This is a genomic window from Cohnella sp. GCM10027633 (assembly GCF_042675445.1).
Taxonomy (GTDB): Bacteria; Bacillota; Bacilli; order Paenibacillales; family Paenibacillaceae; genus Cohnella.
Genome location: NZ_JBHTGV010000008.1, coordinates 35071 through 47026, shown reverse-complemented (window position 1 = coordinate 47026; position 11956 = coordinate 35071). Strand labels below are relative to the sequence as shown.

11 protein-coding genes are annotated in these 11956 nt (G+C 58.4%); all 11 read right to left on the bottom strand.

All coding sequences use genetic code 11. The features are described from left to right. Positions 1 to 118 precede the first annotated feature (118 nt). The 11 genes from ACFQZG_RS18085 to ACFQZG_RS18035 all read right to left on the bottom strand — a co-directional run bounded on the left by ACFQZG_RS18085 (position 119) and on the right by ACFQZG_RS18035 (position 11758). The gene (locus ACFQZG_RS18085; RefSeq protein WP_378155005.1) at positions 119 to 349 is read right to left on the bottom strand and encodes a helix-turn-helix transcriptional regulator; all 231 of its coding nucleotides are present in this window, start codon (positions 347 to 349) and stop codon (positions 119 to 121) included. A gap of 146 nt (positions 350 to 495) precedes the next feature. Further along, on the bottom strand, positions 496 to 1218 hold the full coding sequence (locus tag ACFQZG_RS18080; protein WP_378155003.1) for an SDR family oxidoreductase: 723 nt from the start codon (positions 1216 to 1218) through the stop codon (positions 496 to 498). Between the two features lie 186 nt (positions 1219 to 1404). Next, positions 1405 to 1629: a helix-turn-helix domain-containing protein gene (locus ACFQZG_RS18075; RefSeq protein ID WP_027087904.1), complete on the bottom strand. Its 225-nt coding sequence runs from the start codon at positions 1627 to 1629 to the stop codon at positions 1405 to 1407. Positions 1630 to 1848: 219 nt separating this feature from the next. Next, positions 1849 to 2445, bottom strand: a complete 597-nt coding sequence (locus ACFQZG_RS18070) for a YhcN/YlaJ family sporulation lipoprotein (RefSeq protein WP_378155001.1) — start codon at positions 2443 to 2445, stop codon at positions 1849 to 1851. Positions 2446 to 2553: 108 nt separating this feature from the next. Next, on the bottom strand, positions 2554 to 3225 hold the full coding sequence (locus ACFQZG_RS18065) for an SGNH/GDSL hydrolase family protein (RefSeq protein ID WP_378154999.1): 672 nt from the start codon (positions 3223 to 3225) through the stop codon (positions 2554 to 2556). A gap of 4 nt (positions 3226 to 3229) precedes the next feature. Then, complete coding sequence (locus tag ACFQZG_RS18060) at positions 3230 to 4582, bottom strand: polysaccharide deacetylase family protein (protein ID WP_378154997.1); 1353 nt, start codon at positions 4580 to 4582, stop codon at positions 3230 to 3232. Positions 4583 to 4650: 68 nt separating this feature from the next. Then, positions 4651 to 6255 (bottom strand): ABC transporter substrate-binding protein, encoded by a 1605-nt coding sequence (locus ACFQZG_RS18055; protein WP_378154995.1) that lies wholly within the window; start codon positions 6253 to 6255, stop codon positions 4651 to 4653. A gap of 90 nt (positions 6256 to 6345) precedes the next feature. Beyond that, positions 6346 to 7266, bottom strand: coding sequence for a carbohydrate ABC transporter permease (locus ACFQZG_RS18050; RefSeq protein WP_378154993.1), 921 nt, complete (start codon positions 7264 to 7266; stop codon positions 6346 to 6348). A 13-nt stretch (positions 7267 to 7279) separates the two neighbouring features. Then, entirely contained in the window at positions 7280 to 8212 is a 933-nt protein-coding gene (locus tag ACFQZG_RS18045) for an ABC transporter permease (protein ID WP_378154991.1), read from the bottom strand. A gap of 175 nt (positions 8213 to 8387) precedes the next feature. Continuing rightward, a complete protein-coding gene (locus ACFQZG_RS18040; protein ID WP_378154989.1) occupies positions 8388 to 10094 on the bottom strand; it encodes a sensor histidine kinase in 1707 nt (568 codons plus the stop codon). Between the two features lie 29 nt (positions 10095 to 10123). After that, positions 10124 to 11758 (bottom strand): response regulator, encoded by a 1635-nt coding sequence (locus ACFQZG_RS18035; RefSeq protein ID WP_378154988.1) that lies wholly within the window; start codon positions 11756 to 11758, stop codon positions 10124 to 10126. Positions 11759 to 11956 lie beyond the last annotated feature (198 nt).

Below are 11956 nucleotides of genomic sequence, written 5' to 3'. Positions count from 1 at the left end.
GCCTTCCGTCGGCCCCAGGTGCCGTTGTACCGCATTTTTCGCCAACCTCACCCCTCCCTACAACGAACGAACGCCCGCTCTCCAGAGAGCGGGCGTTCCGATGGCGCTTGTCCGTTGTTCAGGCGCCGATAAGCCGAAGGATGAGCGACGCTTTCGAATTCACGTTCAGCTTCAGATTGATTCTGGAAATATGTACTTTGACCGTATTCTGGCTAATGCCGAGCAGCAGCGCGATTTCCCGATAATTGAAATCCTTCATCCAGTATCCGATAATCTCTTTCTCGCGCCCAGTCAGATGATACTCCTCGCTCGCCTGCTGCAGCACGTCCTCAAGCTTGACCTGAATCAATGTGCACGCATCTCCTTTTTCGTAGCCTCTAACGACCCCAACTTGCGAAATGAGCGTCTTTATAGCCGATTATAGGAGGTCTCGTTCGAGAATGCTGTCGAACTATCGTGTCGGATCGTTTTTTTTATCGCGGATGACCGATTCGGTTACCAAGGCAGCGGCTTGCCGAGCAGATCGACGAACATCGGCTTGTCCGAACGGAACCGCTCCGGCGAGCGGGCGAGCGTTATGATGTGGCCTGCCGCTTCTTCCGGCGTATACGTCGCGGCCGCGTCGAGCCGTCCTTGCATGAACGTCCGCACCCAGCCGGGGTGCACGGACAGAACCGTTGCGCCTGCATCCCTCAAGTGATTGTGCAGCAGCGCCGTCTGCATGTTGAGCGCGGCCTTGGACATCGCGTAGGCGAACCAGCCGCTCCGGTAGCAATCGCCGATGCTCCCCGCTTCGGACGAGATATTGATGATGAATTTATGCGCCGACCGCAGCACGAGCGGCAGCAGCGCGCGGTTCACGCGCAACGGGCCGAGCGCGTTCACGTCGTACGCGCGAAGCATTTCCGCGTAATCCAATTCGTCTTCTATCGTACGCGTAATGTCTCCGAGAATCACCGCGTTGTTGATCACGACGTCGATCCGATCGGCGAAATCCGCGATCGCTTCCGCCGCGGCCGTCACGCTGTCCTCGCTCGAGACGTCCATCCGCACGACGAGCAATCGGTCGCCGTATCGTTCCCGCAACTCCCTCAACCCGTCGCCGTCTTCCGGCGCGTAACGTCCGCCGACGACGCGGTCCCCCTGCTCGAGCAATGTCTTCGCCAATGCCAAGCCGAGCCCATGGTCCGCTCCCGTCACGCAGGCGGTCAATGCCATCCTCGCTTCCCCCTCTTCCGTTTCTTTCTCTTATTGTGTGACAGAGGAAGCGATTTGGCAATGCGGCAGCCGGCTTGCTCTCGAACGTAAACCAAAAAGCCTTCCCCCGCCCCCATCGCGAAGATGGGCTACGTCGAAGAAGGCTCGCGCTACAAGGGTGAGCGGCTCAATACGTACGCTGGTTCTTTAAATTTTCAACTCCCCGAGCTTGATTAGCTCGACAACCGCTTGCGAACGACCTTTGACATTCAGCTTTTGCATAACATTGGAGATATGGTTGCGTACCGTTTTCTCGCTGATAAACAATTGCTGAGCAATGTCGCGTGTCGTTTTGTCCTGCACAAGCAGTTCAAACACTTCGCGTTCCCGAATGGTTAGGAGAAACTTACTCTTGTGGTCGCTGCCCTTCAACGTGTGTCACCCCTCCTTGCCCGGGAATGTGTGAATACAAGGTATAGGGATACAGTCAACTTTATCATATGAAAGGGCTTATCGCTCGGTGCGGAGGACGAGGAAAATAGGCGGAGGATTTTATGCCGGAAAATCGCGTCCTGACGCGAAAAAACCGACCCATTGCCATGATGGGTCGGTTCTCGGTTCATTGCAGGTCCCAGGTGCGGATATCGCCTGCTATCTCGTGCCTCCGCGGCTCGATTCCGCCGGGAAGATCCGCGTGACGAGCGCGTTGAATTCCGTCAGGAAGCCCTGAATCGGATGCCCGTTCTTCGTCTCGTCGGCGAAGTTGCGCATGCGGCCCGCGAAGTCCGGATTCGCCGAGACGTACACGTTCTCCGTCGACGGCGACATCGACTTGACCTTGTCCGCGATCCTCGTCTTCGCCGCGCCGTCCAAATCCGCGCTTCCGGCATTCGCCCCTTGGCGGTCTTGATTGACGGCCACGTAAGCGTTGCGGTCCGTCATGACGACGTAAGCCCCGTCGATGCCCGGCATCGCCGCGAGCTGATCCGCGATCTGATCGCTCATCTGCAAATGCGAGTTGCCATGCATGCCGACGATGTTGTTGTTCACCCGCTGATCGCCGTTCACGCGGTTCATCTCGTTCCGCTGGTCGTCCGCGAACCGCGTTCCGTTACCGAGCATCCGCTCGTTATTGACGGCGTTCGGCCTGATGTTCTTATTGCCGAGGTCTCCCGTCTTCTCCATGCATCCCGTCGCCGCGAGCGCGGTCGTCAACAGCAACGTACCTAGCCATAAGCTCTTGCGCATCGTTCGAAGCCCCCTTGTCTATAGCTTGGCATACGCCAGCCAACCGGTCATAGGGTGCTCCAGAATTCGGTAACGTATGCACGGGAAGGGAGTGGAGGACTTGCCCTCCTAATCCAGAATCCCGCGAGCTTGGACGGCATTCAGCCACTCCGCCGCGATCAGCTCGTGTCCTGCGGCGGAAGGATGCACGCCGTCCGGAAGCCAATAGTCCGCTTCCGCTCTCTCCGTCGCCTTGTCGAACGGCTCCTGAAGCGAGACGAACGAGGCTCCGTATTCGCCGGCTAGCGCTCGCACCACCGCGCCGTAGCGGTCCAGAATAGATCGCCATTCGTCCCACGCCTCGGCGACCATGCCGACTGGAAGAACGAACGGCTCGCAGAGCACGAGCGCCGCATCCGGCATCGTCTCCTTCGTCTCCTCGAGCAGATGGCGGTAGATTCGCTCGAAGCGGTCGCTCGCCCCTTCCGGCAGCTTGTGCACCGTACGCCAAGCGTCGTTCACGCCGATGAGCAGGCTGATGACGTCCGGCCGCAAGTTGATCGCGTCCTCGTTCCACCTCGCATAGACGTCGGAGACGCGATTGCCCCCTATGCCGCGATTCAGGAAGCTGTGACCCGCTTCCGCTTGCGACATTCCGACCCGGCCGGCGATCAAATTCGCGTATCCTTGCCCGAGTCCGCGGTTGGCGAACCCATCCCGCGACCGGCCCGCGTCCGTGATGGAATCTCCCTGGAACAGTACCGTCTTGCCCGCGTTCGCTTCCTTCGCCAATTCCTTCATCCCCCTATATGCTCCGTCTCTTCAACTCCAGCTTGATCTTCGCCGGCGTTCCCGTCAGTCGGAATCTCAAGAACGCCAGCCGGTCTTGAATCACCTTCGCTTCGACGCCTTCGGAGCACGAGCTCACTTCGTAACCGCTCAAGTCATCCCAATAGGCGAGTCCGAAAGGCATCGGCGGCCAATGCCCGATCTCGAACGTCATGCGGATGCGATGCTCCGTCTTCTCGTACCCGCTCACGAACACGGGCGGAACGTCGTCCTCGAACGTGCCGCCCATATCGCCCTTGCCGACGTAATTCCGCAGCCTGTCCGGCGCGCACGCTCCTTCCGCGAACGCCATCTGGCATTCGACGTCGTAGTAGAGGAACGTATCCGGCCAAGGCCCCGCCCCGGTGCCGCCGAGCGTCATCGTATAGTCGTTGACGGCCGGACGGACCTGCGTGTCCTTGACCAGCATGCACGAAGGCGCGGTCGTCTCGTTAAGGCCGTGATACTCCTCGATCGCGAGCGGCAGCGTCGTCAGAGTGACCGGATATTCCCGGACGTAGGCGAAGAATCGGTCGAGCATCTCCGAGCATGCCTCGACGTGGGAGGCGGGGTAGATGGCGAACCGATCCGTATATTCCATCTCGTGGCTCTCCTGCTGCTGCAGAAAATATACCCGGTCGTTATTCGCCGTATTGTCGAGATAGCCATGGAACACGTTTTTCCAATACTCGATATCGTCTCCAGCGCACAGACCGGCCCGAAGCACGTCGTTCGGATCGGTCGAATAGATGCAAGGACTCCCGGAATGATACGTCGCGTGCAAGTCCCGGGCCGTCCATTCGGCGGCGACGAGCTTGCCCTTGCCGGGATGCGGCGCCTTGAACCGGGAACCGTCGATATACCACGAGCCCCACGGGATGCCCTTATGCGTAATGCCGTCCCACCACGTCTGCTCCCAGCAATAGCCCCATACGCCCTGGAAGCCGAGTTCCTCCGCAGCCTCGAGAAACTCGTTATAGATCTGTCCCCGGACGACGATCTTCGTCTTGGCCCACGGGAACGTCTCCTGCAGGACGCGCCAGCCTTCCTCGAGCGACGCCTTCAACTTCTCCTTGGACGTCTCCGATTCGTCCCGGCGGAACGGCGTCTGGAGGATGACGTCGTCCCCGTACCGCTCGTGCCATGCCCGAATGCGGTCGGCCAATATCGGAGCGGAACCGGCGTTAACGATCCAGGTGACCGGAATACCGTGTTTATGGGCGATCGCGGCCGTCCGGTCGATTCCTTCCAGCGCGATGCCCTTCCCCCAGCTTGCGTCGACGTCCGTCGCGAAGCTGACGAACGTGTAGATGAGATTATCCGGTTTCATTCGAGCGTCTCCTTCTCTGGATAGCAATCGGAGAGTCTCCCGAAGGAGACTCCCCGAAACGGCATCCCTTACTTGTTATCCGCCAACCAGGCGTCGATCTGCGTTTGCAGCTCCGCCTGCACCTTCTCGACGCCGGCATCCTTCAGCTTCGCGTTCCGTTCGTCGAGCAGCTTGGACGGATTCGCCAATGCGCCCGTGGCGATCGTCTTGTACTCGGCGATAATTCCGTTCAGTTGCGCAATCTCGTTCTTCACGTTCGTATCGTCGAAGACGAAGCCCATCAACGGGAAGCGCACCGCTTCGTCGTTGAATTTCTTCCAGCTCTCGTACAGATCGTCCGGTTGACCCGGCTTCAAGTAATTCAGCATTTGGCTGCCGATGACCCAGAACAGCGCCGAGGCGCCGTATCCGGAATCGGCGATCGGTTCGATGCGGTTGTCGCCGACCTTCTTGTAGTGCTTGCCTTCGATGCCGTGCACGATCAAGTTGATGACGTACGGATCGGTATGCAGGTAGTTAAGCACCATCATCGCGCGCTCCGGATCCTCGGACGTTCTGGAGATGGACATCATGGAGCCCGTGGCCAGGTCCGTCGTGACGATCGGCTCCGTTACGACATGGGACACGTAATCGTACAGATTGTTGTCGGCGATCTTCACTTCGATGTCGGAACCCGGTTTCCATACGCCCGACGACATCCAGAGCTTGCCTTGGCGCCGCAAGTCCGCGGCGTTCGTCTTGCTGGTCGCGGCGTCCGAGTTAATATAGCCCTTCTCGTAATACTTGCGGAACAGCTCTAACTCCTTCTTGTTGATATCGACGAGCTCGGGATCCAGAATCGTTTTTACCTTCACGTCCGATGACGTGTAGTCGACGAAGAACATTTGCGTCTTGCCCGGCGTAGGACCGATCGGACGGTAATTGGAATTCGTCTCGAACATCATGTAGATGCCGCCGCCGCTATTGCCCGAGCCGCCGCTCATGTACAGATTGGTCATCCCGGGCTCTTCCTTGCTCATTTTCTCGAACCAAGGCTCCAGATCCGCCCATTTGTTAATCGTCTCGATCGGGATGTTATACTTGTCGACGATATCTTTCCGGTAAGTGAACGATTGCCCTTGCGTGATTTCTTTGTTCGTCGGAACCGCGTACAGCTTGCCCTTCAGGCGCGGCGCTTCCAGGTACAACGGATGAATCGTGTCTTTGATGCCTTGTCCGTGCTTATCCAGCAGTTCGTCCATCTCCAGGAACGCGCCCTTGGTCACGTTGCCGAAGTAATTAAGCCAAGACGCGGTGAATACCAGGTCCATCTTCTCGCCGGTATTCATCATGAGTTCGGTCCGGTTCTGGTAATCGCTGGCCGCGATCGGTTGAAGCTTGACCGTCGCGTTGATTTTTTCCTTGAAAAATTCGTTCAGCTTCTCTTCGACCAGGGCAACGTCCGCTTCCGGCGTGCCGAAATAGACGATGGACACTTCGTACGGCTTAAGCTCGGACGCCGGAGTAGCCGACTCCGAAGGCTGCGCCGATTCCGAAGCGCTTGCGCTCGGACTTGCGGCCGCGCTCGGGGATTCCTTCGCGTTATTGTTGTTTTTCGACGAACAGGCTTGCAGGACCAGCATCGCCGCGAGCAGAACGGCAACGATAACCGCGATCGATCTCTTTTGTCTCATTCGTTCGTAAACCCTCCTATTAAAGTCGGTTCATAATCTATAGATCGGCATGCGGCCATGGTTCCGCAAGCCGGTTCTACCGTAGCCGGATCAGCCTTTGACGGCGCCTACCGTCAGCCCTTTGACGAAGTATTTCTGGAAGAACGGGTACACGAGCAGGATCGGTCCCATGCAGACGACCGCGAACGCCATCTGAAGCGATTCGTCCGGCAGGTTGCTCATCAGCTCCGGATTCTGCGCCGCCAGCTGCACGTTAGAGCGCAAATACTGGACGTCGTTCAAGACGCGGAGCATGAGATATTGCAGCGGATATTTATCCTCCGTTCGGATGAACAGGAGCGCGTTGAACCAGTCGTTCCAGAACACGATCATGCCGAGCAGCCCCATCGTTGCGAGAACGGGCAGCGACAGCGGCATCACGATGCGGCAGAAGATTCGAAGCTCGCCTGCGCCGTCGATTCTCGCGGATTCGATCAGCGCCGGATGGATCGTCGACTGGAAGAACGTCCGCATGATGATGACGTTGAACGGAATGATGAGCAGCGGCAACAGCAGCGAAGCGTAGGAATCGAGCAGGTCCAGCGTTTGCGTGAAGACGATATACTTGCTCACCACGCCTCCGCTGAATAGCATCGTGAAGAACAGGAAGAACGTGAAGAACGTGCGGAACGGATAGTCCTGGCGTGAGATCGGATAGGCATACAGCGCCATCAGGATGACGCTTAGGCCTGTGCCGAAGACGGTAATGCCGATGCTGATGACGTACGCCCTGGCGATCGTTCCGTAATCCTTGAACAGGCTTTCGTAGGCGATCCAGGATAGCTTCGCCGGGAAGAATCGGTATCCGTCGTTCACCAAGGCATCGTTATGCGTGAACGACACGATAACGACGAGCAATACCGGCAAGACGCACGCCAAGGCCAAGATGACGAAAGTCGCGTTAAGCATGGCGCTCGCGATCGGCGAGATCGCGTTATCGCGCCGGCTATAGGAATGAGCCAATGTATTCACCTCGGGTCTCTGTCTAGAATAACGCTTGCTCGCGATTGATCTTGCGTACCGCCGAGTTGGTGAGCAGCACTAGGATGAAGCCGAGCACCGATTGCACCAATGCCGCCGCGGAAGACATCCCGATGTCGTTCAATTCCATCAGCACCCGATAGACGTACGTGTCGACCGTATCCGTAACGGGATACAACGCGCCGGAATCCATGGGGACTTGGTAGAACAAGCCGAAGTCGGTATTGAACACGCTGCCCATCGACAGGATGGTCATGATGACGATGATCGGCTGGATGAGCGGCAGCGTAATATGAATCGTCTGCTTCCATTTCGACGCTCCGTCGATGACCGCGGCTTCGTAATACTCGTTGTCGATGCCCGCGATCGCCGCGATATAGATGACGGCGCCGATGCCGACGTTCTTCCAGGCGTTGACCAGGGTGAGAATATAAGGCCAATATTCCTTCTCCGAGTACCACGAGATCGGATCGATGCCGAACCAGCCGAGCAGCGACGAATTCAGGAAGCCCTTGTCCGTGTTCAGGAACGCGTAGGCCAAGTAGCCGACGACGATCATGGACAGGAAGTACGGCATGATCAGGAACGTCTGGTACGTCTTCGCGAGCCGGCCCCGCAGCTCGTTGATCGCGACGGCGATGCCGACGGAGAGCACCGTGTTGACGATCATGAAGAGCAGACTGTAGCCTACCGTGTTGCGCGTAATTCGCCAGATCGATCCGGAATTGAACAAGAAGGCGAAGTTATCGAAGCCGACCCACGGACTTCCGAGGATGCCGTCGATATAGTTGATATTCTTGAAGGCGATGAATACCCCGAACATCGGCATGTAGTTGTTCACGATCAACACGGCCAGCGTCGGAACGAGCATTAACGTCAGGAATCTGAATTTCCATAGCGAATGGATGAATCTCGCGATCCCCGCTCTCTCTCTCACTTGCTTCCACTCCTCTCGATTGATCTCAGTATAGGTTAGCCCTCCCCGCAATACGATGATATAAACCTATAACTGCGTGACGTATAAATCGGGGTGTCGGAAAGGGCGATCTATCGCGAAAATAAAAACGGCTGTTCCAGGGTCATCCTCTTGGACGACTCCGGAACAGCGCCTTTCAACCCGATCTATGCACGCGCGCAGGGAGGGTGATGACCGCTCGGACCCCTCCGCCTTCCCGCCTCTCGTAACGCAAGCCGTACTCGTCCCCGAAGTGCAGCCGGATGCGCCGGTGCACGTTCCGGATGCCGTACCCGGCGTCTTCCGTATCCCCGTGCGCGATCTCGTTCAACCGCTCGACCTCGACTTTCTGGAAGCCGTTGTCCTCGACCGACATCTCGAGGCGGTCGTCTACGCGGCGGACGCGGATCCAGATCTCGCCTTCCCCGTCCATGCCGCTGACCCCGTGGAAAATCGCGTTCTCGACGAGCGGCTGCAGGATGACCTTCGGCGTCGTGCACGCGAGCGCCTCTTCCTCGATGTCCCAATGCGCTTCGAACGTATCGGGATACCGCTTCATCTGCAGCCGGCTATACGCCTGCACGTGCTCGGCTTCCTCGGCGATCGGGATCAACGTCTTCCCTTTGCTTAGCCCGATGCGCAGCAGCATCGACAGATCCATGACCATCTCCCCGACTTCCGAGTTGCCGTTGTCGAGGGCGTACCAATAGATGGAGTCCAGGGTGTTGTACAGCAGGTGCGGGGTAATCTGGGAGTGCAGCGTCGCCAGCTCGGTTTCCTGATGGCGAAGCTTCATCAGATAGTTGTCCTCGATGGAGCGGTCCAACCGCCGCGTCATCTTCATGAAGGCGCCGGTCAGGATGCCGAACTCGTCCGAACGCAGCGGATCGTCTCCGATGTCCATCGGGACGCCGGGCTCGTAGATCTTCGTAATCGAGACGAGACGGTGCAGCGGTTTAACGATCGTCCGCAGCAAATACAAGACGAACAGCAGCACGAACGCCAAGTAGATCGCGGACAACGCCATGATGACCCACTGGAACGAAGTCTGCCCCCCCGAGATCGCATCGAGCGGTATGCGATAGACCAAGTTCGTTCGATACAACGGTTCGTAAGAGTGCGAATAGAGCCACCGTTCGCCTCCCTCGCTCGCGAAGAAGTAGCCCGGCAGCTCTTGCCTCGCCGAACCGGGCACGAGCTCCGGCGCCAGTTCGGACGTGCCCGCCTTCATGAGCAATTCGTCCTGTTCGTTGAACAGGAAAATGCCGGCATTATCCGGAAGCTCCACCGACAGGAGGTCTCTTCGCAGCAGCACCTCCAGGCGGGAAACGACGAGAAATCCCAGCACCTCGTTATAATTTTGCATATTCAGGATGCTCCTCACGAAGCTTACGGTCGCGAGGCCGTCCGGCGAACGAAATAGGCGGAAAGCGCCGGCTCCCCGCTTCTTCAGCGCGTGCTCGGTCCATGCCGGAAGCTCCGCGGCGCCGATATCCATATATTTGAACCCTCTGTCCTTGCCCGACAGATCGAACAACGTTCGCTTCTTCTCCCGATTGATCATGAACAGCGTATAAGCGGTGCCGTCCGAAGACCATCGCTCCAGAATATCGTCTGCTTGGTTCATGTCACCGAGCGACTCGATGTTGTACCAGAACTCGTTCGGACCGGTCGGATCGAGCAGATGGTTGTCCAGGAACGTGATCGTCTTGTCGTTGACCGCCGACATCGTCTTCTCTATGGTCGCGTGATTCTGCTTCGTTAGTTGGAGCATCGTCCGCCCGACTTCGTCCTGCATCGATTCCGCGGCCTTGAAGGCCGATATCCAACCGACGACGAGGAACGGTCCGACGATGAACAGCAAGAACGCGATCGTGACCTTATATTTGAGCTTCAGTCGGATCCCCCCTGACCTTCCTTGCGATAGTCCGCCGGACTGACGCCCGCGTAGCGCTTGAACATTCGGCTGAAGTGTTCCGGCGACTCGTAGCCGACTTCGTAGGCGATCTCGTACCGCTTCTTGTCCGTCGCGACGAGCAGCTGCTTCGCCTCCTCGATGCGCAGCTCGGTCACGTAATCCCAGACGTTCTGCTTCGTCTCCCGCTTGAACCAATAACCGAAGTAGGCGGGGCTGAAGTGCGCCTCCTGCGCGATGTCCTGAATCTTCAGCTCCGGGTTGCGGTAGTGCTGCCGAATATAGCCCGTTACCCGGGACAGAATCGTCATCTCCCGCTCCCGGGTTAACTCGCCGAGCGTCCGGCCGGCCTCTTCGATGTAACCGCCCAGACGTTCGATCTTGCCGGACGCGCCCGAGTCGCGGAAGAGGACGTCCGGATCGAACCTCCTCAGCGAAGGCCCGTTGCCTTGCGCGCCTTCGAGCAGCAAGCCGTACACCCGGTACGCGAGCATGCCGAAGTAGCTATGAACGAGCTCTTCCGCGTGCGACAGATCGTTCAACGACCGAACCAAGTCCTTCACGATCGGCGCGATGTCCCCGCCGGCCTTCAACAGCCGCGCGCACTCGTCCACCTTGGCCACCCATCCGACCATGTTCAGCGTCTCTTGCGCCGCGACGTCCTCGTAATGGAACACGTTCTGATCGGGATGGAGCTTCTTCCAATCCGCGGCTCCGACCGCTTCCTCCATGAGCTTGGACAGCATCGTCACGTCGGCGCGCAAGCCGCTAATGCCGATCGTCGCGCCCACGTTCAAATATTGCTTCAGATTGTTGGAGACGAATTGACCGATGAAATGCAACTGAGACGGCAACGGAAGAGACTGACCCGACGCGTCCCGGTCGCTCGGCTGCACGATGCCGATCAGCTCGTTGCCGAACCCGTTGAACGCGAGGCCGTTCCACTCGGACAAGCTCTCCTCGAACAGATTAAGCGCCGCGTACTTCAGCAGCTTCCGGTCCTGAAGCACCATCTCCCGGCTGCTGAATCCTCCGCGGCTCAGATCGAGACGGACGCAGACGACGCCGTAATACGGCCCCCGGAGCAGGTCGCCTAGCTCGGCGATTAAATCGTCGTGATCCTTCTTCGACAAGCCCCGCTCCGTCACGAGCTCCATTAGAATTTCGCGCCGGCGCCCCGGTTCGGCCGCGTCGCCGGAGCCGCCGCTCACCGACCGCTCGAGCGCCAGCTTGCCGGCCTCTTCCTTCTCTACGAGCACGCCGCGGACGACCCGGAGCAACTCGTCGCGCTTCACCGGCTTGACGAGATAATCGCGCGCCCCGAGCCGAAGCGACTTCGTGGCGAACTCGAATTTCTCGTGCGCGGAGATGACGATGACGGGGAGGCTCGGCTGCTCCAGATAGATCGTCTCCATCAGCTCGATCCCGCTCATCCGGCTCATCTGGATGTCGGTCAGCACGAGGTCGTAACGGTCCATGCGCAAGTAGTCGACGGCTTCGAAGCCGTTCAGGGCCGTCTCCACGACGGAGATGTTCAGATCCGAGGAGAGCAGGAAATTACGAATGCCGATGCTGACCCGGGGTTCGTCGTCGACAACCAATATTTTATACATGAAGGCACCTCCGCGGGGGGCGAACCGCACGCTTCGCCGGCATTTTTACCATTATAAGGGGGGGGCGCCGGGCTTGTCGATGATGTAACGCGCGATGTTCGTGATGGAATTCAAGGGATTCGGGCGCGGGTTCTCCGAAGTCTCGAACTTCTATGAAAATATCACGCCCGTCTTGAATTACTTCATCGCTACGCCGAA